At 67.0% G+C, this 24,779-nt stretch carries 24 protein-coding genes; 4 read left to right on the forward strand and 20 right to left on the reverse strand.

Going from position 1 to position 24,779, the window contains the following annotated elements; all coding sequences use genetic code 11:
- Window position 1 precedes the first annotated feature (1 nt).
- The 4 genes from AC1DIO_RS28825 to AC1DIO_RS28840 form a co-directional block, all read right to left on the reverse strand.
- The gene (locus AC1DIO_RS28825) at window positions 2–802 is read right to left on the reverse strand and encodes an ABC transporter permease (protein WP_441508141.1); all 801 of its coding nucleotides are present in this window, start codon (window positions 800–802) and stop codon (window positions 2–4) included.
- Complete coding sequence (locus AC1DIO_RS28830; RefSeq protein ID WP_441492362.1) at window positions 799–1,668, reverse strand: ABC transporter permease; 870 nt, start codon at window positions 1,666–1,668, stop codon at window positions 799–801. Before AC1DIO_RS28830 ends, AC1DIO_RS28825 begins: the two co-directional genes overlap by 4 nt.
- Window positions 1,665–2,702, reverse strand: a complete 1,038-nt coding sequence (locus AC1DIO_RS28835) for an extracellular solute-binding protein (protein WP_441508140.1) — start codon at window positions 2,700–2,702, stop codon at window positions 1,665–1,667. Before AC1DIO_RS28835 ends, AC1DIO_RS28830 begins: the two co-directional genes overlap by 4 nt.
- Window positions 2,703–2,770: 68 nt before the next feature.
- A complete protein-coding gene (locus tag AC1DIO_RS28840; RefSeq protein WP_476854444.1) occupies window positions 2,771–3,742 on the reverse strand; it encodes a succinylglutamate desuccinylase/aspartoacylase family protein in 972 nt (323 codons plus the stop codon).
- A gap of 107 nt (window positions 3,743–3,849) precedes the next feature.
- On the opposite strand from AC1DIO_RS28840, the gene AC1DIO_RS28845 reads away from it, so the two are divergent.
- From AC1DIO_RS28845 to AC1DIO_RS28860, 4 genes are all read left to right on the forward strand, one after another.
- A complete protein-coding gene (locus tag AC1DIO_RS28845) occupies window positions 3,850–4,608 on the forward strand; it encodes an IclR family transcriptional regulator (RefSeq protein ID WP_441508138.1) in 759 nt (252 codons plus the stop codon).
- A 613-nt stretch (window positions 4,609–5,221) separates the two neighbouring features.
- The gene (locus AC1DIO_RS28850; protein WP_441492367.1) at window positions 5,222–6,142 is read left to right on the forward strand and encodes a dihydrodipicolinate synthase family protein; all 921 of its coding nucleotides are present in this window, start codon (window positions 5,222–5,224) and stop codon (window positions 6,140–6,142) included.
- Window positions 6,143–6,386: 244 nt separating this feature from the next.
- On the forward strand, window positions 6,387–6,557 hold the full coding sequence (locus AC1DIO_RS28855) for a hypothetical protein (protein ID WP_441508137.1): 171 nt from the start codon (window positions 6,387–6,389) through the stop codon (window positions 6,555–6,557).
- Window positions 6,558–6,638: 81 nt separating this feature from the next.
- Window positions 6,639–7,514 carry a DUF4118 domain-containing protein gene (locus AC1DIO_RS28860; protein ID WP_476854445.1) on the forward strand — a complete coding sequence of 292 codons (876 nt, stop codon included), beginning with the start codon at window positions 6,639–6,641 and terminating at the stop codon, window positions 7,512–7,514.
- A 24-nt stretch (window positions 7,515–7,538) separates the two neighbouring features.
- Here AC1DIO_RS28860 and AC1DIO_RS28865 read toward each other — a convergent pair whose 3' ends face one another.
- The 16 genes from AC1DIO_RS28865 to AC1DIO_RS28940 form a co-directional block, all read right to left on the reverse strand.
- A complete protein-coding gene (locus AC1DIO_RS28865) occupies window positions 7,539–8,609 on the reverse strand; it encodes a peptidase C39 family protein (protein ID WP_441508135.1) in 1,071 nt (356 codons plus the stop codon).
- Window positions 8,610–8,611: 2 nt separating this feature from the next.
- Window positions 8,612–9,712 (reverse strand): ABC transporter ATP-binding protein, encoded by a 1,101-nt coding sequence (locus AC1DIO_RS28870; protein ID WP_441508134.1) that lies wholly within the window; start codon window positions 9,710–9,712, stop codon window positions 8,612–8,614.
- Complete coding sequence (locus AC1DIO_RS28875) at window positions 9,709–10,713, reverse strand: ABC transporter ATP-binding protein (RefSeq protein WP_476768951.1); 1,005 nt, start codon at window positions 10,711–10,713, stop codon at window positions 9,709–9,711. The genes AC1DIO_RS28870 and AC1DIO_RS28875 overlap by 4 nt, the downstream gene beginning before the upstream one ends.
- Window positions 10,710–11,585, reverse strand: coding sequence for an ABC transporter permease (locus AC1DIO_RS28880; RefSeq protein WP_441508132.1), 876 nt, complete (start codon window positions 11,583–11,585; stop codon window positions 10,710–10,712). The genes AC1DIO_RS28875 and AC1DIO_RS28880 overlap by 4 nt, the downstream gene beginning before the upstream one ends.
- Entirely contained in the window at window positions 11,582–12,529 is a 948-nt protein-coding gene (locus tag AC1DIO_RS28885) for an ABC transporter permease (protein ID WP_441508131.1), read from the reverse strand. Before AC1DIO_RS28885 ends, AC1DIO_RS28880 begins: the two co-directional genes overlap by 4 nt.
- Window positions 12,530–12,632: 103 nt before the next feature.
- A complete protein-coding gene (locus AC1DIO_RS28890) occupies window positions 12,633–14,135 on the reverse strand; it encodes an ABC transporter substrate-binding protein (RefSeq protein WP_476776861.1) in 1,503 nt (500 codons plus the stop codon).
- Between the two features lie 235 nt (window positions 14,136–14,370).
- On the reverse strand, window positions 14,371–15,306 hold the full coding sequence (gcvA, locus tag AC1DIO_RS28895) for a transcriptional regulator GcvA (RefSeq protein WP_476770911.1): 936 nt from the start codon (window positions 15,304–15,306) through the stop codon (window positions 14,371–14,373).
- Between the two features lie 137 nt (window positions 15,307–15,443).
- Window positions 15,444–16,415, reverse strand: coding sequence for an ABC transporter ATP-binding protein (locus tag AC1DIO_RS28900; RefSeq protein WP_441508128.1), 972 nt, complete (start codon window positions 16,413–16,415; stop codon window positions 15,444–15,446).
- A complete protein-coding gene (locus AC1DIO_RS28905; RefSeq protein ID WP_476854446.1) occupies window positions 16,412–17,392 on the reverse strand; it encodes an ABC transporter ATP-binding protein in 981 nt (326 codons plus the stop codon). The genes AC1DIO_RS28900 and AC1DIO_RS28905 overlap by 4 nt, the downstream gene beginning before the upstream one ends.
- Window positions 17,389–18,933, reverse strand: coding sequence for a gamma-glutamyltransferase family protein (locus AC1DIO_RS28910; RefSeq protein WP_441508126.1), 1,545 nt, complete (start codon window positions 18,931–18,933; stop codon window positions 17,389–17,391). The genes AC1DIO_RS28905 and AC1DIO_RS28910 overlap by 4 nt, the downstream gene beginning before the upstream one ends.
- Window positions 18,933–19,841 carry a polysaccharide deacetylase family protein gene (locus tag AC1DIO_RS28915; RefSeq protein WP_476776859.1) on the reverse strand — a complete coding sequence of 303 codons (909 nt, stop codon included), beginning with the start codon at window positions 19,839–19,841 and terminating at the stop codon, window positions 18,933–18,935. Before AC1DIO_RS28915 ends, AC1DIO_RS28910 begins: the two co-directional genes overlap by 1 nt.
- Window positions 19,842–19,852: 11 nt before the next feature.
- A complete protein-coding gene (locus AC1DIO_RS28920; RefSeq protein ID WP_441508124.1) occupies window positions 19,853–20,638 on the reverse strand; it encodes an SDR family NAD(P)-dependent oxidoreductase in 786 nt (261 codons plus the stop codon).
- 11 nt (window positions 20,639–20,649) lie between these two features.
- Window positions 20,650–21,507 (reverse strand): ABC transporter permease, encoded by an 858-nt coding sequence (locus AC1DIO_RS28925; RefSeq protein ID WP_441493723.1) that lies wholly within the window; start codon window positions 21,505–21,507, stop codon window positions 20,650–20,652.
- Window positions 21,504–22,430 (reverse strand): ABC transporter permease, encoded by a 927-nt coding sequence (locus AC1DIO_RS28930; protein ID WP_476854447.1) that lies wholly within the window; start codon window positions 22,428–22,430, stop codon window positions 21,504–21,506. Before AC1DIO_RS28930 ends, AC1DIO_RS28925 begins: the two co-directional genes overlap by 4 nt.
- 6 nt (window positions 22,431–22,436) lie before the next feature.
- A complete protein-coding gene (locus AC1DIO_RS28935) occupies window positions 22,437–23,942 on the reverse strand; it encodes an ABC transporter substrate-binding protein (RefSeq protein WP_476776858.1) in 1,506 nt (501 codons plus the stop codon).
- Window positions 23,939–24,721, reverse strand: a complete 783-nt coding sequence (locus AC1DIO_RS28940; RefSeq protein ID WP_441493720.1) for a GntR family transcriptional regulator — start codon at window positions 24,719–24,721, stop codon at window positions 23,939–23,941. The genes AC1DIO_RS28935 and AC1DIO_RS28940 overlap by 4 nt, the downstream gene beginning before the upstream one ends.
- Window positions 24,722–24,779: the final 58 nt, after the last annotated feature.

The following is a 24,779-nucleotide window of genomic DNA, read 5'->3' on the forward strand; positions in this document are numbered from 1 at the left end:
GTCAGTTCCGGCGGCCTCCGAAGGTGCCCAGCAGGTGATAGAGGATCATCAGGCCGAGCGTCGCCAGGACGAGCAGGCCAGAGACCGCTGCAACGGATGGCTCGAAGCCGAGCTGGACCGCCGAGTAGATCATAACCGGCAGCGTCGGAGCCCCGGGCTCCGCCAGGAACAGCGCCAGCACCACCTCGTCGAAGGAGGTGATGAAGGCGAGAACCGTGCCGGCGACGATGCCGGGTCGGACCACCGGCAGAACGACCAGGAAGAAGGCGGCGACCGGCGAGGCACCGAGATTGCGCGCGGCCTCCTCGAGGCTGCGGTCGAAGCGGCGCAGCACCGGCAGCGAGACGCGCAGCACATAGGGTGTGCAGACGATCACATGCGCGGCAACGAGCTTCCAGGAACCGGCAAGAAGCCCGGTGCGCGTGAAGAACAGCGTGAGCCCGACGGCGAGCACCAGGGTCGGCAGGATGAGCGGCGAGAGGAAGATGGCTTCGAGCAGCCGCCGGCCGGGAAAGCTGAAGCGGGTCAGCGCATAGGCCGCCGCGACGCCAATGGTGCAGGCGATCAGCGCGCTGACGAGCGCAATGCGCAGGCTGACGGCGAGCGCCGAGAGATAGCGCGTGTCATGCAGCGCGGCGGCGTACCATTTGAACGTCAGTCCCCGGGGCGGGAAGGCGAGGTAGCCGGTATCGCCGAGCGGTGCGGCGACGACGACGAGGATCGGCAGCAGCAGGTAGACGAAGGCGAGTACGGCCAGCAGCAGCAGCACGAAGCCGAGCGGTGAACGGAAGGAGATCGTCATCGCGCCGCCTCGCGTTCGCCACGGCCTTCGAGCAGGGCGCCATAGGCCAGGGACAGCGCGAGCACGGTGACCAGCAGGATGGTCGCCAGCGCCGCGGCAAAGGGCCAGTCGAGCAGCTCGATCGCCTGTTCGTAGATCGCCGTCGCCATCACATTGGCCCGCGCGCCGCCGACCAGGCTCGGGGTCGCAAACGCGCTGATCGCCAGCGAGAAGACCAGGAGCGAGCCGGCGACGATGCCGCCGCTCGCAAGCCGCAGCGTGACGAGGCCGAGCGCGACGCTTGGCCGGGCGCCGAGGCTCATCGCGGCATATTCCAGATCGCGGTCGATCGACTTGAAGACGCCGTGCAGCGTCAGGATCATCAGGGGCAGCAGCACCTGCGCCAGCGCGATGATGACGCCGGACATCGTATACATCGTCTGCACCGGCCGGTCGGCGAGCCCAAGCGCCATCAGGCCGTGGCTGAGGAGCCCGTCGCGGAAGAAGAGCACCATCCAGCCGAAGGAGCGCACCACGGCGCTGACCAGCAGGGGGAAGGTCGTGAGCAGCAGGAGAAAGCCCGCCCAGCGCGACTGTGCGCGGGCGAGCAGATAGGCGGTGGGCACGCCGAGCACCAGCGTGATCGCGGTCACGGCCGCACCGAGCCCGAGGGTGCGCCCCAGGATTTCCCAGTAATAGGAATCCCCGGCAAAGCGCTGATAATGCGCGAGCGTGATGCCGGTTGCGTCGCTCGCGCTGATCGCCAGCAGCGACGCCTGCGGCCAGATGAAGAAGACCGCGTAGACGAAGGCGCAGGGAGCAAACAGGAGGACGGGCGCGAAGAGCGCCCACCGCGGCCCGCTGCTGCGCGTCGCTGCCTTGGTCACCGTGCGATTTCCCGGTTCCAGCGCTCGATCCAGGAGGCGCGCTTGGCGTTGATCTTGTCGCGGTCGAGCTGCGCGAGCTTGTCCACCGAGGGAACCTCGCCGGTCAGATCGGCCGGGAGCTTGGTCTCGGGGTTCGAGGCGGTCCAGCGCATCGTGCGGGCGATTTCGATTTGTGCCTCAGGCTTCAGCATCGCGTCGATCGCGGCATTGGCGATGTCGGCATTCTTGGCGCCCTTGGCGACGCAGGCTGTGATGAAGACCGCCGGGCTGCCTTCCTTCGGCGTCGCAAAGGCGACCGGCAGGCCGGCCTGCTGCAGCTTGAACGTATTGCCGGTGTCGTAGGGCATGATCCAGATATCGCCCTGGCCGAACAGCGTCGGCAGGTCGGAAGCCGCCTTGAAGATCGTCTCACCCTTGATCTGCTTCATCGCCTCGAAGCCGGGCTCGATATTGTCCTCGCTGCCGCCAAAGGCCTTGGCGAGCATGACGAGGAAATCGACACCATAACCGTTGGTGATCGCCGGAAAGGCGATGTGACCCTTGTATTCCGGCTTCAGGAAGTCCTTGTAACTCGTTGGCGGAGTAGGAATCTTGTCCTTGCGGTAGACGATTCCTTCGGCGATCACTGCCCAGGTCACCCAATGGCCGTCCGGATCCTTCAGCCCCGCCGGGATCTGTCCAAGCCGGGAGACGCCCGAGAGCGGCTGGCTCAAGCCCTCGCTCTTGGCGAAGGCTTCCTGGCCGCCCGAGAACTGGAACAGGTCGATCTGCGGGTTGCCGGCCTCGGCCTTCATGCGGGCGAGCGCAGCCGCCGACTGCATCGGCACTTGCGTCGACGAGGCGCCGGTCGCCTTGTCGAAGGGGGTGAAGACGGCCGACTGGATGATGTCCATGGTCGAGCCGCCGAAGCCGGAGCTCACCAGCTTGCGGCCGGCGAAGGCTTGAGCCTGGGCCTGGCCCGAGGCAAACGGCAATGCCGTCGAGGCGGCGAGCGCTGCAAGAAGCTGGCGCCGGTCAAGAGAGCTGGTACCCATCACGATCCCCTGTTTGTTGGACCGGGCATCCGAACCCGGTCTGGAATTACCGAGTTCAAGTGCAAGGCTCAGGCCGCGTCATATCCCTTGGTCCCGACCAGCTCGAAAACCTGGTCGCCATTGTAGATCKGCATATGCGGGCGGCGGATCGAGCCGACCCAGGCCTTCTCAACCGGGCAGCGCACCTCCTCGACGACATCTCCGAAGAGATCGACGATATCGGCGAGATGCTGGTCCTTCACCACGTCGTCGCCAGGCCCGACCTTTGGAATGAACAGGCCGCCCTTGATCGCCTTGTGATGGATCGCGTCGCCGCCGAGGCGGAACTGCGCCGGCAGGACCGGCGCGCCCGGCAGCATGCCGCGCGCCTTGCAGACATTGAAGATCGCCAGGGTGAGGCGATCGAGATCCTCGGCGGTCACGCGGGCGCCGCCGCCGCTCTCGACGATGAGCGAGGGCTTGCCGCTCCTAGTGTAATGCGTGAAATGGCAGCCCGACAGGCCTTCTTCCAGCGAGTTCCAGACATTCGGCGCGCCGCAGGCGCGTCCCAGCCGCTCGGACTCGATGCCCTCGGGCGTGCCGTTATTGTGGAACAGCGTGTAATGGCAGGTGATCGTGAGATCGCCGCCCGAATGCAGGTCCAGCATCGCGTCGGAATGGGCCAGCGACAGATCGAGCAGCCGGTGGGCGAGCTGATAGGTGTGGTGGCCGCGCGGATCGCCGGGGAAGACGCGGTTGAGGTTGTAGCCGTCCTGTGGGGTGAGCCGGTTGTAGCCGCGGAAGCCGAGCGGATTGGCCAGCATCAGGCAGACCACCCGGCCGGAGAGCTCGTTCAGGTCCACCGTCTTCAGGAAGCGCTGGATCGCGAGCGGGCCAACCACTTCCGGGCCATGGATGCAGGCCTGGAGCCAGAGCGTCGGGCCGTCCTTGCGCCCTTCGGCGATMAGGACCGGCGAGTAGATCGCGCCATCCGGATAAGAGCCAAGCTCGACATGGCCGCGGGTGATCTCCCCCTTGGCCGGTTTGGCTGTCCCGATCATCATTGGCTCCGCTCTCTCGTTCGCGGCTGTGCAGTACGTGCTCGCTGTTGTTATGTATCCTGAGTCGTCCCATATATGTCAACACTGTTATCTCTAATGGAACAGCAATGAGCTCGCTCGAAAATGGACTGCGCATTCTCTCCCTCGTCAGAGAGGAGCGACCCGTGTTGCGTGTGGGCGAGGTCTGTCGCGAACTCGACATGCCGAAGGCCTCGGTCTCGCGGCTGCTCAAGACGCTCTCCGAGGCCGGCCTGCTGGAGCGCGAGGAGCGTGACCAGGGCTATGTGGTCGGTGGAAAGGCGCTGGATCTGGCCGCGCTCTATCTCGCGCGGCACAACCTGCTCGATCTCGTGCGGGTCGCTATCGACGATCTGGTTCGCGAATTCGGCTTCACCGGCCATGCCGGCATCGTCGCGGGTCACGAGCGCGTGCTGCTCGTCGCGCAGCAGGGCACCTATGCGCTGCAGCACACCGGCTCGGTCGCCGAGCGCAAGCCAGCCTTCGATTCGATCATCGGACGGGCGATCCTGGCTCGCCTCGATGACGCGCAGGCGATGGCGCAGCTCGATGCCCAGGGCAAGCTCGGCATCCGCGCCAGCATGAGCGACGACGATGTCAGGGCCGAGTTCGCCGCCATCCGCAAGGACCGGATCGCCCGCTCATCGAGCCTGATCACGCCGGGCATCTCCTCGATCGGCGCAGCCATTGCCGATCCCGGCCGCAACGAGATCATGGGCCTGTGCCTGTCGTTTCCGACGATTGCGGCCGATGCGGCGATCCAGGACCGCATCGCTTTGAGCGTCGCAAGGCATGCGCAGGCGATCGGCCTGCGCATGCGCGATCCGGTCTGGTTGCAGGGGGACTGACCGGAGCGGCCGGCGGGGCGTTTCAGCGAGCCCCGCCCTGGGCGCGAGGGGGCATGGTCCGGGCCGGATTGGGCGCGGCTGGTCTGCGCTTCGAGGCACCGCGACCGCGATGGCGGGGCGGATTGGGGGCGTCAGGCCCGCCAGGAAGCGGCCATGCCGCTCCACGCCGCGCGTGAGATGAGCGTCGAAGCGTTTGGCGAGGGAATGGAGCAGGGCCAGGAGTTTGAGGGTACGCTGCAACATTCATGACGGCACGCATTCTGTCGGTGCGCATCTCTTCACGGGATGTACCTGACAGATATTGCGCGTCATTCTGCTTGCGATGTGCTTCTGCAGAGCGCGCCATAAACGCTCCATAAGCCACCCGCCGGGCCGTTCTGCGCCCGGCATGTCAGCAGGGTTTGGGCTTGTCGATGCGAGCCCGGCCGGGCGTTCCCGGGCACGCGGCGCCCTTACGTGAGGCCCATGCCGATCCGCATCGAATCCTTATGCGGAACCAGCCGAGACTGTGACGGTGGTCGCGCCTGACCGTCCTCCCGAGCGGGACAGCCTGTCGGGACGATGGCCCGCAGCGACGTGCCACGATCGATGGTCTGACAGGGTGAGGTTTCCGATGGATCACTGGCTTCGCGGGATGTTCACCCCGTTGGTGACGCCCTTCAGCGGCAATAGCCTGGACGAACCAGCCTTCCTGCGACTGGTGGATTGGCAGATCCAGGAGGGCGCGGACGGCATCGTTCTCGGCTCTGCCAGCGGCGAAGGCTCGACGCTGACGGATGAGGAGCGCATGCGCTTGCTCAGGCTGGCGCGGGCCGCTGCGGGGCCGGTCTATCCCATCATCGCGGCGGCCGGGTCGAACGCGACGGCGCAGAGCATCGCCGATGTCCGCAACGCCACCGCGGCGGGAGCCAATGCGATCCTGCTGCGTCTGCCCTATTACAACAGGCCGACCCAGGCCGGTCTCGTCCAGCACATCCTGTCGGTTGCCGCCGCGACCCCCTTGCCGTTGATCATCGACAATGATCCCGAGCGCTGCGCGGTCGAGCTCGCGCCCGAAACCCTGGCCGAACTGGCGGCGACGCCGACCATCATGGGCGTGCTCGAGCGTCGCGGCGACGTCGCGCGCTGCGACCGGATCATGCGCAGCTGCAGCCGGCATTTCATGCGCCTGACCGGTGCCGGCGACACCATCCCCGCCTATCTTGCCTCCGGCGGCTGCGGTGCGATCACCAGCATCGGCAATCTTGCGCCGCGGCTGCTGGGCCGGATCAGGGAGGCCTGCCGCATCGGCTCCTTCGAGCAGGCGCAGATCCTGCAGCGCCGCCTGGTTCCGCTCCTCGGCCTCACCGCCCGGGAGCCGGACCCCGTCGCCATCAAACTGGCATTGTCGCTCCAGCATCCCGGCATCAGCCCCGCCTGTCGGCTGCCCCTTGTCACGGCGGCCGCGTCGCTCGTCGAGGACCTGACCTATGCGCTCGATGATCTGCCCCGGCCGATCAACGGCCGCGCGGTCCATCGGCTTTCCGCCGCCTAGATCATCGGACCGGAAATCGCTTCCGGACCGATGATCTAACCCTTTGTGTTTGCATCGGCTTTCCCGAAAACCGCAATCCACTTTTCGGGCCGATGCTTTAGGCGCGGAACCCAGCCCTGCCTCTGAAGGAACCACCGTGCCGGTGATGCCCCTTACGCCTGCCTTATGCCGCTGGATGAGAGCTCGCATAGCGAGCTTACGGGGAGAAGGCCGATCATCCGCTTTTCGCATGACGGAGGCGAACATGGTCACCTATGAGGCATCCCTGAGGCGGCGACGCGAAGCAGTCTATCGTGCCTCGCGCCGCCATCGGCCGTTCGGCGGGATCGCGCGCGACCTGTTGCAGTCCCTTGTCCTGCTGCTGCTCTTGGCCTGCATCCTGGCGGTCCGGATCAATTTTACGGCACCGCACTAGGCGCAGGCCGGAAGCGCGGCTGCCGATGCAGGATTGGCGCACCATATGGTGGGCATGCCCACCGGCATCAGGGAGATTGCCATGAGCACCCTCAGGTCTCCGGGTGAGTTCGAGCTTCTGCCGGACCCCGATACGCTGACGGCCTTGCAGCTCTTCAAGGCTCCGATGGTGGTTCGCTATGTCCTGGCGGTCGCGATGACCGTCATCGCAACCGTGGTGGCGGTCGGGCTCKACAACGCGGTGACGATCCCGAACCTGTCGCTCGTCTTTGTCGTCCCGGTGGTGATCGCGGCGGTTTTCTTCGGGCTGGGACCCTCGCTCTGCGCGGCTGTCCTCGGGGCGCTGTCCTATAATTTCTTCCTGACCGAGCCGCGTTTCACGCTGCGCGTCGACGACCCCGCCAGCATCTGGGCGATCGGGCTGCTCTTTGTCGTCGGTCTGATCACAAGCGCCGTGGCCTCGACCGCCCGCCGCAGGGCAGACGATGCGGTGCTGGCGCGGCGGCAGGCCGGGATCGTGCGGTCCTACAGCCGGGACATCGTCGCGGCCGGCGAACCCAGGGCGGTCTTCTCCCGCACCGCCAATGCGCTCGAAACCCTGTTTCAGGTCCCGGTCATCGTGATGCTGATGTCCGAGCCCCTGGGCGATTTCGTCGAGAGACGCGGCGCCATCGAGCCTCGCGAGGTCGACATCGACGCGGCGCGCTCGTCGCTGACCACCGGCGCGGTTTCGGTGGCCGACGTCTACCCCTTCAATGGCTCGCGCTTCGATTTCTGGCCGGTGATGACGTCAGTGGGAAACCGCGCCGTCATCGGGCTGGCGTTCGATCCCGAAGAGCGCCCGCCGCAGCCCGGCACCCTTGTCGAAATCATCGCAAGCCTTCTCGCCCTGGCCCTCGATCGTCAGCATCTCCGGACCGGGTCGGACAGCGTCGCGGACGGGCAGGGGGCATCCTAGGCCTTCCCCTGCCGTTGTGGACGCCTACGAGGAACTCCGTCCGATCAGCAGCGCTGCCCGGTAGCTCGGTTCGCCATACCGGGCCATGCGCTCCAGGACTGAGATATGGATGGGAAGGTCGAGCACGTCGGCCTCCGTTTCCAGTGCGTCCGTCTCGATCCAGGGATCATTCAGCAGGAACAGGTCGTCATGGACGGCGTGGACGACAACCCAGTGGGGCGCTGTCCGGCCGTGCGTTTCCATCTGGTCGATCAGAACGACGGCAATGGCACCCTCGGCGATGGCGTCGCGCAGCTCCCAGCTCTCGAAGGCGCGATGTTCGACATCGATGCCGGAGGCGAGCACCCGGCTCTTGAAGTCGGCCTGGACGAAGGTCATCAGCTCGCGCTTGGCCTCCGTGTTGCCGCGGTCAAGCAGGACCGGCTCCGAAGCGCTCGTGAACAGCCGGAGCGCATAGCCGCGCGCGGCAACGGCCAGTGCGAGCCCATACGGGTCGCAGCCGCCCGGACCCGTCAGCCCGATGACCGTCGTGGCTTCGCGCCACAGGGCGATTTCGAGCTGGCGATCGGGAACGACCGCGGGCTCGAGGCCAGCAAAGGCCATGGCAAGTGAAGCGGGGCCGCAGGTGAAGCCGGTCGATTGCGGGTAGAGCGGTGCGACCGGCTTCGGCGGCCGCTGCGCGTTGCGCAGCTTGCGCTCGGTGTAGACGGAGCCCTGTTCGGCAGCCGCAATACCGGTCAGCCTCCGCAGGGCCGGCGGCAGCTCGTCATCTCCGGTCGCACTGGCAATCCGCCAGGTCAGGATATCGGCCTCGAGCGAGATCAGTTCAAGCGCGGCGACCAGCGCGCGGCCAATCTCCTCGCCGGCGCCATTCGCGTCCGCTGGATCGACCCAGAACCTGACGATGCGCAGCATCGCGGTCGTCCGGCGGCGAAGCCCGGCGAGAACTCCGACAATCACGGACCCTTGTCTTGCGACGAGAATGAGCTGCCCGGGTGCGGACAGAAGAGGGCCCAGGCGGCTGGTGACCTCCGCCGGCAAGCCGTGCGGCGCGTCCTGGCCGCCGGGAATGCGCGTGACCTCGATTGCTGGCATGGTCAGTTGGTCCCGATGCGAGAGCCGGAGGCGGCCGCAGCACTGCGATAGAGCGACAGCAGCTGGGCGGTGCGCGGCGCATGCCGCGGGGGTTGCGCCGCGGCCGGAGTCGATGCGAGCTCGCGCCAGCGGTGGCAKGCAACCGAGCGCCCGTCATCGCCCGGTGTGAGCGCAGGCACTTCGCGCTGACAAAGCGCGACGGCGAATGGGCAGCGCGGATGGAAGCGGCAGCCGGACGGCGGATTGAGCGGGCTCGGCATGTCTCCGGACAGCACGGCGCGGCTTCGGCGTGCGCCAGGTCGCGCAACCGGCGCGGCGGCCAGAAGCGCCTGCGTATAGGGATGCGCCGGGTGGGCGAAGATCGCGTCCTTCGGGCCGATCTCGACGATATTGCCGAGATACATCACGGCGACGCGGTGGCTCAGGTGCCGGACGACGGACAGCCCGTGCGAAATGAAGAGATAGCTCAGTCCGAGCCGTTCCTGCAGGCTCCGCAACAGATTGACGATCTGGGCCTGGACCGAGACGTCGAGCGCAGAGACCGGCTCGTCGCAGACGATCAGCCGCGGCTCGACGGCCAGCGCACGCGCGATCCCGATGCGCTGGCGCTGTCCGCCGGAGAACTCGTGCGGGTAGCGATCTGCATGTCTGTCGGCGAGGCCGACCAGGCCGAGCAGCTCGGAGACCCGGGCGGCAACGCTGTGCCTGTCGGCGAGGCCGAAGAGCAGGGCGGGCTCGGCAATCAGCTCGCCGACCGTCATGCGGGGATTGAGCGAGCCGTAAGGGTCCTGGAAGATCAGCTGAACATTGCGGTGCAGGGCGCGCCGCTCGCTTGACGACAGGGTCGCGATATCTCGCCCCTCGAACAGGATGCGTCCGCTGCTGGGGGCCGTCAGCCCGACCAGCATTCGCCCCGCCGTGGACTTTCCGCAGCCGCTTTCGCCGACGAGCGACAGGGTTTCGCCCGGCGCGATCGAGAAGCTGATGTCGTTGACGGCGCTCAGCCTGCGCCTTTGCCACGGCCATGTGCCTGCGACGCTGAACTGCTTGCTCAGCCCGTCGACGGTGAGAAGCGTGGTGGCGGCATCCGCAGCCGGCATCATGCCTGCCCTTCCTGCATGAGGGTTTCCAGAAGCGGTGTGCGCCAGCAGGCGGAGGAATGCCCCGGCCTGACTGTGCGGAGTGGTGGGACCTGCGTGCTGCACCGCGCAATGGCGAACGGGCAGCGGGGCTGGAACCCGCAGCCGGGAGGCAGGGCCAATGGATCGGGCGGGCCGCCCTCGATCGGCGTGAGGGGCTCCTCGTCGCCCTCGATCGCCGGCATCGAGCTGAGGAGGCCGACGGTATAGGGATGCTCGGGGCTGTCGAACAAAGCCCCGACCGGAGCGGTCTCGACGATGCGCCCCGCATACATCACCGCGACACGGTCGGCCATCTCCGCGACGACGCCGAGGTCATGGGTGATGAGGATGATGGCGGCTCCGGTCGTGGCCTTCAGCTCCCGCATCAGGTCGAGAATCTGGGCCTGCACGGTCACGTCGAGAGCCGTTGTCGGCTCGTCGGCGATGAGCAGCCTGGGACGGCAGGCCAGCGCCATTGCGATCATCGCCCGCTGGCGCATGCCGCCGCTGAGCTCGTGCGGATAGGCCTTGACCCGCGTCTCCGGCGACGGAATGCCGGTCAGCTGCAGTACTTCGATCGCCCTTGCATGCGCCTGGGCATGGCTCGTCGGCTCATGCAACTGGATCGCTTCGATGATCTGGTCGCCGATCGTCTGGACGGGATTGAGCGACGTGTTGGGCTCCTGGAAGATCATGCCGATCTGGCCGCCGCGAATGTCGCGCATGGCATGGGCGGGCTTGGCGACGAGGTCCTCGCCGCGAAACAGGATCTGCCCCGCCGTGATCTCGCCCGGCGCAGGCACGAGCCTCAGCAGCGAGAGCGACATGATGCTCTTGCCCGAGCCGGATTCTCCGACGATGGCGAGCGTCTCGCCGGCGCCGACGGCGAAGTCGACCGCGTCGACCGCCATCACCTTGCCGGCAGCGGTGTTGAAGCAGACGCGCAGTCCGCGGACCTCGATCACGGGTGTCTCAGTCGTCATCGGCGCAATTTCGGATCCGTGAGGTCGCGGAAGGCGTCCCCGAGAACGTTACAGGACAGCACGATCACGAAGATCAGCAGGCTGGCGGCGGTCGACACATGCGGCGCCAGGAAGATGAAGCTCCGCCCCTCGGCCGCGATGCTGCCGAGTTCCGCGGTCGGCGGCTGCAGGCCGAGGCCGAGAAAGCCGAGAGCCGCTGCGAGCAGGATCGTCTCGCCGAATTGCAGCGTGCAGTAGACGACGATCGAGGCCGCGCAATTGCGCAGGAGGTAGCGATGGATCAGCGTCGCGTCGGATAGCCCGATCACGCGGCCGGCCTCCATATATTCCGCCTGCATGACTGTCGCGGCCGTCGCGCGGGTGACGCGGGCAATCCGGGGCGAGGCCGATAGCCCCAGCGCGATCACGAGGCTGTCCATCCCGATGCCGAGCATCGCTGCGAGCGCGAGGCCGAACAGGATCGAGGGAAACGAGAGCAGGACATCGACGATGCGCATCAACGGCCCTTCGAGCCGGCGATAGAACGCCGCCAGGAGCCCGATGCTGCCACCGATCAAGGTGCCGATGGCGACCCCGGCAAAGCCGAGGATCAGGGTCGTCCTCGTGCCGTAGAGCAGGCGGGTCAACAGGTCGCGGCCTTGAGAATCCGTTCCGAGGAGGTGAGCGCCGCCGGGAGGACGCAGCCGGAGCCGGAGATTGGTATGATAGGGGTCGAACGGCGTCAGAAGTGGCGCAAACACGGCTGCCGCGACGATGACGAGAAGGAGGATCAGCGCAGCGAGCGCGACCTTGTCGCTCCTGAGGCGCTGGAACATGCCCGGCCGAGACGGGCGAGCAGCTGTTACGGTCGATGCGGGACCCTGGGCGCTCATCGCAGGGCACTCCGGATGCGCGGATCGAGCAGGCCGTAGAGCGTATCGACGATCAGGTTTACGACGATGAAGCCGCAGGCGATCACGAGAATGGCGCCCTGCGCCATCGGGAAATCGCTCGACACGATGGCGCCCACCGCGAGCCGGCCGACGCCCGGCCAGGAGAAGATCGTCTCGGCGATGACTGCGCCGCCGAGCAGCGATCCGATCTGGAGGCCGATGAGCGTCACGACCGGGATCAGCGCCGTCCGCAGCGCATGGCGCGTGACGACCTGGAACTCGGATGCGCCCTTGGCCCGCGCGGTACGGATGAAATCGGCACCCAGCACCTCGACCACCGCCGTCCGCGTCATCCGTGCGACCGGGCCGATGAAGATGACGCCGAGCATCAGCGCCGGCAGTGCGACGTGATGCAGGCCCTGCAATGTCCAGAGCGGTCCGCCACGGCCCTGGAGCGGAAACAGCTGCCAGCGATAGGCCGCAAATTGCAGCAGCAGCAGCCCGACCCAGAAGGCCGGCACCGACACGCCGGCCACCGACAGCGCCATGACCGCGCGATCGAACGCTTTTCCGCGCCGCGTGGCGGCAAGCGTGCCGAACAGGATGCCGAGCGGCACCGCCCAGCTCAGGCTCGCCACCATGAGCTCCACGGTGGGGCCCAGTGCAGAGGCCAGTTCGTCGAGCACCGGGGCGTTGTTGATGATCGAGCGGCCAAGATCGCCCTGGGCGACCCGCAGGATGTAGAGCCAGAACTGCACCAGGATCGGGGCGTCGAGACCCAGCTGGCGCCGGATGGCATCGATTTCGGCCGCCGTCCCCGTGGGGCCAGCGATGATGGTTGCCGGGTCGGTGGGAATGACCTGCAAGAGCAGGAACCCGGCGAAGAGCACCCCCAGCAGGATCGGTAGCGAGCTCAGGAGGCGCCAAAACAGCTGTCGCGTCACGTCAATTCGTCCCTGGGCGCACGGCTTCCGGGCATCCAGGTGCCCCTTGCCGTCGCCTGTTCCACATCCGGCGCGCCGAGCGGCGCAGGCGGCTTGCTCGCCGTTACTTCGCCGGCATGAGGTCCAACCCGTTGTAGAGCGCCGCTCCGCTGATGCCGTGCGGCTTGAACGGCTTGAGGGTGGTCCGCGAGACGACGGTCAGTTTCTCGTTCACCAGCGGTTTCCAGAGCACGGCCTCATGGACGATCGCCTCGGCCTGGGCGAAGGCGCTGTAGCGCGCTTCCGGCGAGGTCGCGCGGTTGCCCTCCTCGATCAGGCGATCGGTATCCGGGTCGTTCCAGTTCATCCGGTTGGGCGTCGGCATGTTGCTGGAGAGGAAGTAGAGGTTCATCGCCTCGCCGGCGCTCAGATAGGGGTAGTTCATCTGGTAGAGATCGAAATCCTGGGTCCGCAATTTGCCCCAGACGATTGTCGCGTCGTAGAGCTCGACCTTGAGATCGATGCCGATCTTGCGCAGATCCCCTTGGATGGCCTCGGCCATCTGGCGATTGGCGTCGCCCGTGAAACCGTAGAAATTCAGCGAGAGCGGCTTGCCGTCCTTCATGCGGACGCCCTTGGGACCCGCGACCCAGCCGGCCTCGTCGAGTAGTGCCTTGGCCCGGACCGGATCGTAGCGGAAGGCGCCGAGCTTCATCCCGGGATTGAAGTCGAGGGTCGCCTTGGAGAAATAGGCGTTCGCCGCCTCGGCTTCGCCGAAGAAGATGGCATCGGCGATCGCGCCTTCGTCGATGGCGAGGCTGATGGCTTCGCGGATGCGCTTGTCCGCCAGATGCGGGCGCGTGATCTTCATGCCGACATAATGGGTGCGGAAGGCCAGGGGATTGAGGAGCCGGATCTTCGGGTTCGCCTGCACCTCGGCAACGGCCCAGGCCGGTACCGAATAGGAGAGGTCGCCTTCGCCGGTCTGCAGGGCGGCGACGAGCGTCGCAGCCTCCGGCACGATCTTCCAGACAAAGCGGGCGACACCTGCCGGCCCCGCATTCTCCATGAAGGCCGGCCCCCAGCGATAGGCGTCGTGCCGGGTCAGCACGGTCTCCGTCCGCGGCTTCCAGGAACGGAAGCAGAAAGGGCCGGTCCCATTGAATGCGGAAATGCCGAAATTGTCCTTCAGCGCCGCTGCTTGCTCCGGGTCGATGATGACGAAGTTGAACTGCGTCATCTGATAGAGCAGTTCGGAGTAGGGTTCCTTGAGACGATACTCCACGGTGTAGTCGTCGAGCGCCTTGATGCTCTCGACCTTGCCCGCCTTCCATTTGCTGACGCCGGCGAAGTCCGGATTGAGCCAGCGCTCGACCGTGCCCACGACAGCCGCAGCGGTAAAGCGCTTGCCGTCGCAGAAGCTCACGTCGCGGCGGAGATGGAACGTATAGGTCCGGCCGTCCGGGCTGACCTCCCAGCGTTCCGCCAGGCCGGGGCGAACGGTCTTCAGGTCGCGGTCGAGCGTGACCAGCGTTTCGCCGACCATGTACAGCACTTCTGCTGCGGCGAGCGTCGTGGTGCGTTGGGGGTCGTAGCGATCGGCGTCGCTCGTTCGCAGGGCCGTCAACGTGCTCTCTTGCGCCAAAGCAGCAGCCGGCGCGGCGAGAAGAAGCGCGAAAGCAAGGCTCGCCGCGCGTGACCCGAAAGAATCCAACAAAACCCGCTCCCGTGCGATTGAGCCGCTCTCCCTGCCAGATCCCGCAAACCCGGTTCTGGTGGTCGCGAACGGCATAGTAAGGTGGCTGCCAGCGCCGGCCATAACGATAAGATCGCGTCACTTCATTCCTTCGGGGAATGAAGTTTCAGCCCTTCGGTGCGAGCCGGTTTTCGTCGCGCTGGCGCTGCCGGAACACGCTCACCTCATCGAGGACCCAGCGTCGGAACGCCTGGACTGCCGGCAGATCTCGTTTCCGCTCGGGGCAGACGAGGTAGTAGGATTCCGCGCTCTTCATCGCGCGGGCGAATGGTGCGACCAGCCTTCCGTCGGCCAGTTCGGCTTCGATCATGAAGCGCGGCACGATCGCCATTCCCATGCCGCTGATCGCAGCCTGGATGATCATTTCGAACTGCTCGAAGCGAACGCCGTGGAACGGGTTGACCTCGCTCGCGCCGGCCAGCTGCAGCCAGTCCTTCCAGGCTCGCGGCCGTGCGCGGTGATGGAGCAGGGCGAGCCGATCGAGATCCGCGACCGTGCTGACGGGCCCGTGGGGAGCCAGCAGCGACGGAGCGCAGACAGGAATGATCTCTTCCTCCATCAGCAGGTCGGATGGACCGCCGGGCCAGGGCTTCTCGCCGAAATAGACAGCGATATCGATGTTCTCCTCGACGAGGTCGAAGGGCCAGGCCCGAACGGTCAGGCTGAGGGCGAAACGCGGATGCAGAGCCCGGAAACCGCCGATCCTCGGGGCAAGCCAGCGCGCACCGAAGGTGGGAAGGGTGGCGATGTTGAGTATTCCGCCGCCGCCCTGGAAGGCGAGCGCTTCCATGGTTGCCGATTCCATGATCTCGAGGGCCTCGCGCACCCTGGCGAGATAGAGCTGTCCCGCTTCGGTCAGGACAATGCGCTGTCTCACGCGCTCGAACAGGCGCAGGCCCAGGAAGGCCTCCAGCGACTGAACCTGTTTGCTGACCGCGCTCTGCGAGAGATTCAGTTCCTCGGCCGCGCGGGTGAAGCTCGAATGGCGCGCCGACGCCTCAAAGATCGTCAACGAAGGCAGAGACGGCAGGACGCGGCGCACGATGGGTTCCGGGCGGATCGACAAGGACCGTTCAATAGCGATGGGCCGTTGGGTTGGATACGGCAATTCGCCCGCGGACAGAGCGCATTTGCCCTGCGTCTCCGGCAGTTCGAGCCTCCGTTCCGAAGGGCCAGCTGCTAGTGCCTCAGGATACAGGCCACGCGCGACCCTGCCGCCGTCTCCAGCAGGGGCGGACGGGCCGCGCTGCAGGGCTCGATCCGGATCGGGCAACGGCTGACGAAGGGACAGCCTGGCGGCGGCGAGAGCGGGCTCGGCAGGTCTCCGGTCAGGATGATCTTCTCGCGCCGGCGTTGCAGCAGCGGGTCCGGCAGCGGGATCGCCGAGAGCAGCGCCTGCGTATAGGGGTGCTGCGGCGCCTCGAACATCGTATCGATCGGCCCGCTTTCCATGACCGTGCCGAGATAGAGCACCATCGCCTCGTCGGCGATATGCCTGACGACCGACAGGTCATGCGAGATGAACAGATAGGCGAGGTTGAGATCGCGCTGCAGCTCGAGCAGCAGGTTCAGCACCTGCGAGCGGATCGAGACATCGAGCGCCGAGACCGGCTCGTCGAGAATGAGCAGGCGCGGCGACAGGGCCAGCGCGCGTGCGATCACCACGCGCTGGCGTTGCCCGCCCGAGAGCGCGCTCGGCAGACGCTCCGCGAAGGCGGCGGGAAGGCCGACCCGGTCGAGCAGCTCGGCCACCCGCTTTCGCCGGTCGCTGCGCGTCCAGCCGGCGATGGCGAGCGGCTCGCTGATGCTGGCTTCGATACTCATCTTCGGGTCGAGCGCGGCGCTCGGATCCTGGAAGACGATCTGGATTTCCTGGGCGAGTTGCGCCCGCTCGCGCCCCTTCAGCCCGGTGATGTCGCGGCCATCGAACGCGACCGTGCCACCCGTCGCCTGTTCGAGGCCGATCACGGCATAGGCGGTCGTCGATTTGCCGCAGCCGGATTCGCCGACCAGCGCCAATGTGCGGCCGGCCGCAACGTCGAAGGAGACGCCGTCCACTGCCTTGACCACGCCGCCCGGCGTACCGACGCCGCGACGCAGCTTGAAATGGACCTTGAGATCGCGGACCTGAAGCAGCGGCGATGCGGTCATACCAGCGCCTCGACATGGTCCGAATGCCAGCAGGCGGTGCGATGGCTTTCTCCGACGCAGGCGAGAGGCGGCGGCGCCAGGCAGGCCTCGTCCGCCAGCGGGCAGCGCGTCCGAAAGCGGCAGCCATCGGGCCAGGACCCGGCGCTCGGGACCATGCCCTCGATGGTGCGCAGCACGGCCTTGCGCTGGCCCTGCAGCGTCGGAATCGTGGCGAGCAGGAGCTTGGTATAGGGGTGGTGCGGTTCGGCGAAGATCGGTTCGACCGCGCCGCTCTCGACGATGCGCCCGCCATACATCACGCAGACATCGTCGGCGAGATCGGCAACGACGCCCATGTCATGGGTAATCAGCACGATCGCGGTGCCGACCTCTTCGCGCAGGCGGCGCATCAGGTCGAGGATCTGGGCCTGGATCGTCACGTCGAGCGCCGTCGTCGGCTCGTCGGCGATCAGCAGGGCCGGGCGACAGATCAGTGCCGAGGCGATCATGATGCGCTGGCACATCCCGCCCGAGAGCTCGAACGGATATTGGCGCGCGCGCCGCGTCGCATCGGGAATGCCGACGCGCGTCATCATCGCGGTCGCCTCCTCGCGCGCGGCGCTGGCTKAGAGGCCGCGATGCAGGATCAGCGCCTCCTCGACCTGCTCGCCGACACGCATCAGCGGGTTCAGCGAGGCGACCGGCTCCTGAAAGATGATCGTCGCCTCATTGCCCCTGACATCGGAGAGCGCGGCCTCGCCAAGCCCTGTCAGGTCGCGCCCGTTGAGCCGGATCGCGCCGCCCTTGAACCGTGCCGCCTTCGGCAGCAGGCCGAGCACCGAGAGCGCGGTCAGGCTCTTGCCGCAGCCGGATTCGCCGACGATGGCGAGGATCCGTCCGGCACCKACCGAAAGCGAGACCTGATCGATGATGCGGTTGCCGTCGATCTCGACGACGAGATCCTCGATCGCCAGGACGGGGGCCTCGGTCGTGCTCATGCGGTTGCCGCGACGACTGCCGCCCAGGCGCTGGTCGGATGGGCCATGCCGATGAAGCCGCCGGCGGAAGAGGTCATCACCGCCGAGGGAATCGAGAAATTTACGGGATAGAGCGTGTCCTCGACGATCTCGACCGGGAAGGCGGTGGCGACGGTCGCGGCGACGTCGGGTTCGGCGCGGGCGTCGATCTTGATGCGCGGCGTCGAGGCATCGATACGCGGGCGATGGAAGGCCTCCTCCAGGGACAGACCGAGATCGGCGATGCCGGAGATCAGCTGGAGCACGGTCGGGAAGATCGTGCGCCCGCCGGCCGCGCCGATGGCGAGCACCGGTCGCCCGTCCTGGCTCAGCACCAGCGGGCACATATTGGCGAGCGGCTTCTGGCCGGCTGCGATGCTGTTCGGCTGGCCGGGGCGTGGATCGAACCACATCATGCCGTTATTCATGATGATGCCGGCATTAGGCAGCGCGACCTTGGCACCGAAACGTGAGAGCAGGGTGTTGGTCAAGGAGACCATGGTCCCGTCGCGATCGACCACGCTGACATGGGAGGTGCAGCCCGCTTGCGGTGTCGCTGCATGGCCGAGCGTGGTCAGGCGCGTGGCATAGGCCTCGCGGATGGCGCTGGCATAGAGCAGGGCCCGTTGCGCAGGCGTCGTCTCGCGCGAGAGCGGGCCGGACGCCAGACGCACCGCCGCATCGAGGAAGCTCGGCCCGCCGCTGAGGCCGGGAATGGCGGCGATGTCGAAATCGCGATAACGCCCGGTCAGCGGCGGCGCCCAGGTGACGTCATAGGCTGCGAGATCGCCCGGCCGGATGGCCGAGCCGCCGGCGGCGAGATCGACTGCCAGCATGCGCGCCGTCTCGCCCTCGTAGAAGTCGCGCGCGCCGGACGTCGCCAACCGCCTGAGCAAGGCCGCCTTCTGCACCATCGGCTTGAAGCGCCGCGTATCGGCTCCGGCCTTGGGCGCATGGCCATTGTCGAGCAGCAGGGCGGCGAGCACCGGGTCGCGGGCGATGCCCGCCATTTCGATCGCGATGCAGAGCGCCGCGAACCAGTCGATCTCCAGCCCGCGCTCGGCATGCTCGATCGCCGGTTGCAGCGCTTCCTCCCAGGACAGGGTGCCATGACGCTCCAACGCCGCGGCGAAACCGGCGATCGCGCCGGGAACGCAGATCGCACCATAGCCGGAGACGTTCCGGTCCCCCACCACGGAGGGCCAGGCGAACCAGTTGCCGGTCTGAGCATCGGTGAGCGGATAATCCGCCGGGTCGATGCCGGCAGGCGCACGGACATTGAAATCGAGCGTTTCGGTCGCCCCCGTCCGACCATCGGCATGGACGAGGAAACCACCGCCGCCGATGCCGGAGAGCCAGGGCTCGACCGTGCTGAGCACCAATGCGGTGACGATGGCCGCATCCATCGCATTGCCGCCGCGAGAGAGCACGGCCGCGCCGGCCTCGGCTGCGTGCCGGTTCTGTGCGGCGACGAGGCCATGGGCCGAATGGACGGCAGGCCGGCGGACGGTGAAGGTCTGCATCAGCACGGCGTCTTGAAGCGTCGTGGCGCGCTTGGCTCGGCCAGGCGCAACGGCACGCTGAAGCGCTGGGCATTGGCGCTTGCGGCATGATGGGCCGCGAGTTCGCCTACGGTCGCGATCCAGACGCCGGGCGAAGAGGTCACCGCGTCGAGCAGCCGCTCCAGCATCCTGATCCGCCCGGCCCGGCCGGAAATCCAGTCATGGATCGTCAGCATCATCATCCGGCCCTCGCGATGCAGCATGTGCCACTCGTCGAGCCAGGCTTCGAGGATGCCGCCCTGCGGCGAGGGCGGGGCGCGGTCCGTCGGGCTGCCGGTGAAGCGGAAATAGATCGCGTCATCGACCGCCCAGAGCACCGGAACCTGGGTAATGCCGTCGATCGTGTAGGGATGGTCGAAGCCCATCAGCGAGCTGTCATAGAGGCCGCGCCGCTTCACCTCCGCCAGCATGGCCGGCGTCATCTCCCAGGCCGGCGAGCGGAACCCCTTCGGCACGATTCCGGCCTGGGCTTTGAACAGCGCCAGCGATTCATCGAGCGCGCGGGCGAATTCCTCGGGACCGGCTTCGGTCGCGATCTCGTGGAAATAGCCGTGCAGGCCGATCTCGTGGCCGCGCTCGACGAAGGCCGGCAGCAATTCCGGATGGTTCTTCGCCACCAGCCCCGGCACGAACATCGTCGCCTTGATGCCGTAGCGGTCGAGCAGGTCGAGGATGCGCCAGATGCCGATGCGCGGGCCGAACAGCCGCTGCTCGATCTGTCCGAGCGTGGCGGGCGCGCCCTCGGACAGGTTCCAGAGATAGGGGCTCTCGGCATCGACATCGACGCTGAAGCAGAAGGCGCTGCTCTTGCCGGCCGGCCATTCGTAATCCGAGACGGGAAAGCGCGCAGGCGCAAGGGAGGTTGTCATCGTGCCCTCCACTAGAGCGGGTTCTTCTTGTCCTGATGGACGGCGAGCGAGCCGATGGAGTTGCCTCCGTCGATCGTCAGGGTCGCGCCGGTGACATAGGCCGAGGCGCTGCTGGCGAGATAAAGCAGGCCATTGCCGACATCCTCGCGCGAGGAGGGGCGGCCGAGCGGGATCTGGGAGATCGTGCTCTGGATATGCGCCTCGGTCAGGTCGCTGACCTTGCTGCCGGCGGCAAAGCCGGGCTCGAGCGCATTCACGCGGATGCCGAATTCGGCGAGCTCGACGCCAAAGCCCTTGGTCAGCCGGTCGAGCGCCGTCTTGGAGGTGCAATAGGGCACGACGGTGCGCCGCATCTTGCGCGAGGCGCCCGACGAGATGTTGATGATCGAGCCCTTGACGCCCTGGCGCACCATCTGCGTCGCGATCTCCCGGGTCAGGATGAAGGGTGCGCGCAGGTTGACCGAGAAGATCCGGTCGAACTCTTCCGTCGAGGTGTCGAGCAGGAAGCCGCTGGGATAGATGCCGGCATTGTTGACGAGGATGTCGACCGCGCCCCAGCGCGTACCGATCTCGGCCGCAAGCGCCTTGATCGAGGTTTCGTCGGTCAGGTCGGCCGCCTTGGTGAAGCTCTCGCCGCCGAGCCCGAGCGAAGCCGCTAGGGCCGCAAGCTCGTCTTCGCGCGCATCGGTCAGCGCCAGCACCGCGCCGGCCTCGTGCAGCGTTTCCGCGATCCAGCGTCCGATCACGCCGCAGGCGCCGGTGACGAGCGCGCGTCTTCCCTTGATGTCGTCGAACATGGTCATGATCCCTAGCGGAAACGGGGGTCGAGGCGGTCGCGCACGGCATCGCCCGTCAGATTGACGGCCAGCACGAGCACAAAGAGGCAAAGCCCGGGGAGGGTCGCAGCCCACCAGGCGGTCGCGACATAGTTGCGGCCGGTCGAGAGCATCGCCCCCCAGCTCGCGGTCGGCGGCTGCACGCCGAGCCCCAGGAAGGAAAGGCCCGCCTCGAACAGCACCATCAGCCCGAATTCGAGCGTCGCGACGACGCTGACCGCGCCGATGATGTTGGGCAGGATATGGCGGAAGAGGATGCGCCCGGCGCCGGCGCCCATCAGCGCGGCCAGCCGGACATAGGGCATCGTCGCGACCGTGAGTGTCTGGCTATAGGCCACGCGGGCGTATCGCGGCCAGCGCGTCAGCGCGAGCACCATGATGACGTTGACGAGGCTCGGCCCCAGCACCGCGACGGTGATGATCGCGAGCAGCACGGCCGGGATCGAGAGGAAGACATCGACGACGCGCATCACCGCGACCTCGACGAACCCGCGCCGATAGCCGGCAATCATGCCCAGGACCGTGCCGACGGTCCCCGACAGGATGACCGAGGCGAAGGCGACGATCAGCGAGACCCGCGAACCATGGATGATCCGGCTGAGCAGGTCGCGGCCGAGCTCGTCACTGCCCAGCCAGTAATGGAAGCTGCGCGAGACGGTGCCTGGTGGCTTCAGCCGGCCGGCGAGGTTCTGGGCATTGGGGTCATAGGGCGCGAGCCAGGGCGCCAGGATCGCGACCAGCACCACGAGCGCGATGATCGCGACCGGCCACCAGCGGCCAAGCGCGAGGCGGCGGCGCGGGCCAGGGCTGGAGGCAGCGATCGCGCTCATCGCGCCCCGTCCAGCACGATGCGCGGATCGATGATGCTGTAGAGTACGTCGGAGAGCAGGTTGAGCAGCACGGTGACGAAGGCCCCCATCAGCACGACGCCCTGCACGATCATGAAATCGCGGGCCAGGATCGCCTGCACAGTCACCTGGCCGATGCCGGGCCAGGCGAACACCGTCTCGACGATCACCGCACCGGCGAGCAGGTTCGAGATTTCCAGCGCCGCGACTGTGATCAGCGGGATCGAGGCGTTGCGGGCGACATGGCGCAGCAGCAGCCGGCCGGTGCGGACCCCGCGCGAGCGGGCGGTGCGGGCATAGTCCTTCGAGAGCTCGTCGAGCAGGGCCGAGCGGGTGATCCGCGCAAAGGTCGCCATGCTGAGCAGGCCGAGCGCGAAGGAGGGCATGATGAGATGCGAAAAATCGCCGGTGGAGGAGGGTGGCAGCCAGCCGAGCAGCACCGAGAAGACCAGGATCATCAGGATGCCGCTCCAGAAGGTCGGCATGCTCTGGGCCGCCAGCACGATGCCGGAAGCAGCCTTGGCGATCGGCCTGTCGCGAAACACCGCGAGCAGGATGCCMATCGGCACGCCGATGCCGCAGGCGACGACGAGCGCGCCCGCCGCCAGCATCAGCGTGTAGGGCAGGCGCGAGGCGATGATCGTCAGCACCGGCACGCGCTGCACCACGGACTGGCCGAGATCGAAACGGGCGAGATCAGCCAGGAAGTCGAGATATTGCAGCAGAAGCGGCCGGTCGAAGCCGAGCGCATGGCGCAGCGCCTCGACATCGGCCTTGGTCGCGGTCTCCGGCACCAGCAGATAGGTCGGATCGCCGGTCAGGCGCTGGACGAAGAAGATCAGCGTCACCACCCCGAGGATGGTGACGAGCGCCTGTCCGGCACGCCTGAGAAGAAAGCCCTGCACGAAGCCTCAGTCCACCCAGCTCATGCGGTTCAGGAACATGCTTTCATTCGGCGTCGGCTTGAACTGCAGGTTCTTGGTCGCGCCGTAGAGCACGGCCGCCTGATAGAGCGGCACGAGCGGGGCTTCCGTCGCGATGATCTCGTGAACCTGCTTGTAGGCGGCAAGCCGCTTGTCCTTGTCGAGCGTCTGGCGCGCCTCCTCGAGCAGGCTGTCGGCCTTCGGGTTGCGATAGGCCGACCAGCCGCTGCTCTTGTGGACCAGCGGGAAGAGCACGCCATCGGCATCCTGGCAGGCGCAGGACCAGCGCCCGAAGCTCAGCGTCGAGGTGGCCTCGGGGCCGGCCTGCGAGCGCTTGAGATAGGTCGCCATGTCGGTCATCGCGATCTTGACGGTGAAGCCGGCATCGACGAGCTGCTGCTGGATCGCCTGGACGATGCGCTGATCGAAGACCGGTGCGGTCGCAAGCTCGATCTCGGCCTTTGCCGCCGGGCCGGCCTCCGCGACTAGGGCCTTGGCCTTGGCGAGGTCGAAGCCAGGGCCGCTCATGCCCTCGATCCAGCCAAAACTCGCAGGCGTCAGCAATTGCGAGACGGGCTTGTCGAAGCCACCGAGCAGGCCGTCAACCATGCCTTCCTTGTCGATGGCATGGGCCGCCGCCACGCGCAGCTTGACGTTGTCGAACGGCGGCTTGGTGGTGTTGAGGCGCAGATAGGCGACGCGCTCGGTCAGGCCGATCAGGGCCTTGGCCTTGGCCGACGACTTGAGCTGGGCCGCCTGATCGCTGTCGAGCGTCACGCCGAGATCGCTGGTGCCGGCCTGGAGATTGGCGACCCGGGTCGCTCCGTCCGGCACGGCGCGGAAGATCACCGCCGGAAACGGACCCTTGTCGCCCCAATAGGCATCGTTGCGGGTGAGCGAGACCTGGACGCCGCGCTGCCAGCCTTCGAATTTATAGGGGCCACTGCCGATGGGCTTCAGGTTGAACGCATCCTTGCCGACGGCCTCGACAACCGCCTTCGGCACGATCGAGAGCTTGACCAGCTGGGCCAGCAGGGCGGGATAGGCGCCGTTGGTGGTGAGCTTCACCTTGGTCGGCGAGAGCGCGACGGCATCGGTGATCTTGTCGAACTGGCCGAGCTGCGGGCTGCCGAATTTCGGGTCGGTGATGCGCTTGACGCTGTAGGCGACATCCTCGGCGGTCAGCTTCGAACCGTCGTGGAAGAGGATATCGGAGCGCAGTTCGAATTCGATCTCGGTGTCGGAGAGGTATTTCCAGCTCGTCGCGACCTGCGGGACGATCTCGCCCTTGTCGTCGCGGGTGACGAGATTGTCGAAGATGTTGCGGTAGACATAGTAGCTGTCGGGGTTCCACTGCACCTGCGGATCAAGCGAGGACGGCTCGTTGACGAGGTCGACGACGAAGCGCTCCTTCGATGCATGGGCGGGGGCGGCAGAGAAAGCGAGCGCTGCGGCCAGCGCAGCAAGACGAGCATTCCGTGAGAGAGGGGTCATCGCTGCTGCTCCTTCGAGAGGGGGCGGGGCTGGTCGGTGGTGATGGTCGTCGTCCGTCGCGAGCGCCTTGCCGAGCGGGCCGGTGGTGGCGCGGGCCGCGATGCCGCCAGCATCAGGCCCTGGGCGAGTGCCTCGGTGAAGCGCCGGTGCTCCGCGGCGATGGCGAGGCTCGCCGCCTCGGCATCGCCAGCGGCAAGTGCGCTCACGAGATCGCCGAGCTCAGCCGGCGCAATCGGATGGCCGGCGAGGTCKAGCATGCGCACGATCCGATCGGCATGGTCCCAGATGTCGCCGAGCCAGCGGCGGGCAAGCGTCCCGGTCGCCGCGGCCAGCAGGTTGCGCAGCTGCCGTTCGGCGGAGCGCGCGGTCGAAAGCGCCACCGGCTCGGTCCGGCCCCGGACAGAGTCCATCACGCCAAGCAGCGCGGCCAGTGCAGCCTGGGTCTGCCCGCTCGGCTGCAGCGTCGCCAGCGACGGCTCCAGCCTGCGGCGGCCGTCCAGTACGCTCGCGATCAGGGCGCCGTCGACGGGTGCGATCTGCCAACCCTGGCGGGCGTGCCGGTCGACGAAGCAGGCCGCGGTGAGCTCGGTCAGCGCGACGCGGATACCGGCGCGGCCCAGTGCGAAGCGTTCGGCCAGGGCGGCCTCATGGACGAATTCGCCCGGCGCAAGCTCGCAGGAGACGACCGCCTTGCGCAGCCGCCGGCTTGCGACATCGAGCTGCGTCTCCGCAACCGGGAGCGACGAGGATGGCGCGAACGCAGGCGAGGTATCGAGCATGGCAGGCATGCTGGATCAGATTCTGAGATTTCACAAGTGCTTTGTGACATCTCAAATA

Source organism: Allobosea sp. 05T439, assembly GCF_056396005.1.

Excerpts from the sequence above, each read along its gene's own strand:
- AC1DIO_RS28875 (WP_476768951.1), bottom strand. The coding sequence starts at position 10,713 with ATGACGACTGAGACACCCGTGATCGAGGTCCGCGGACTGCGCGTCTGC.
- AC1DIO_RS28865 (WP_441508135.1), bottom strand. The coding sequence starts at position 8,609 with ATGCCAGCAATCGAGGTCACGCGCATTCCCGGCGGCCAGGACGCGCCG.
- AC1DIO_RS28845 (WP_441508138.1), top strand. The coding sequence starts at position 3,850 with ATGAGCTCGCTCGAAAATGGACTGCGCATTCTCTCCCTCGTCAGAGAG.
- AC1DIO_RS28835 (WP_441508140.1), bottom strand. The coding sequence starts at position 2,702 with ATGGGTACCAGCTCTCTTGACCGGCGCCAGCTTCTTGCAGCGCTCGCC.
- AC1DIO_RS28910 (WP_441508126.1), bottom strand. The coding sequence starts at position 18,933 with ATGCAGACCTTCACCGTCCGCCGGCCTGCCGTCCATTCGGCCCATGGC.
- AC1DIO_RS28900 (WP_441508128.1), bottom strand. The coding sequence starts at position 16,415 with ATGACCGCATCGCCGCTGCTTCAGGTCCGCGATCTCAAGGTCCATTTC.
- AC1DIO_RS28920 (WP_441508124.1), bottom strand. The coding sequence starts at position 20,638 with ATGTTCGACGACATCAAGGGAAGACGCGCGCTCGTCACCGGCGCCTGC.
- AC1DIO_RS28935 (WP_476776858.1), bottom strand. The coding sequence starts at position 23,942 with ATGACCCCTCTCTCACGGAATGCTCGTCTTGCTGCGCTGGCCGCAGCG.
- AC1DIO_RS28855 (WP_441508137.1), top strand. The coding sequence starts at position 6,387 with ATGGTCACCTATGAGGCATCCCTGAGGCGGCGACGCGAAGCAGTCTAT.
- AC1DIO_RS28850 (WP_441492367.1), top strand. The coding sequence starts at position 5,222 with ATGGATCACTGGCTTCGCGGGATGTTCACCCCGTTGGTGACGCCCTTC.
- AC1DIO_RS28825 (WP_441508141.1), bottom strand. The coding sequence starts at position 802 with ATGACGATCTCCTTCCGTTCACCGCTCGGCTTCGTGCTGCTGCTGCTG.
- AC1DIO_RS28915 (WP_476776859.1), bottom strand. The coding sequence starts at position 19,841 with ATGACAACCTCCCTTGCGCCTGCGCGCTTTCCCGTCTCGGATTACGAA.
- AC1DIO_RS28925 (WP_441493723.1), bottom strand. The coding sequence starts at position 21,507 with ATGAGCGCGATCGCTGCCTCCAGCCCTGGCCCGCGCCGCCGCCTCGCG.
- AC1DIO_RS28880 (WP_441508132.1), bottom strand. The coding sequence starts at position 11,585 with ATGAGCGCCCAGGGTCCCGCATCGACCGTAACAGCTGCTCGCCCGTCT.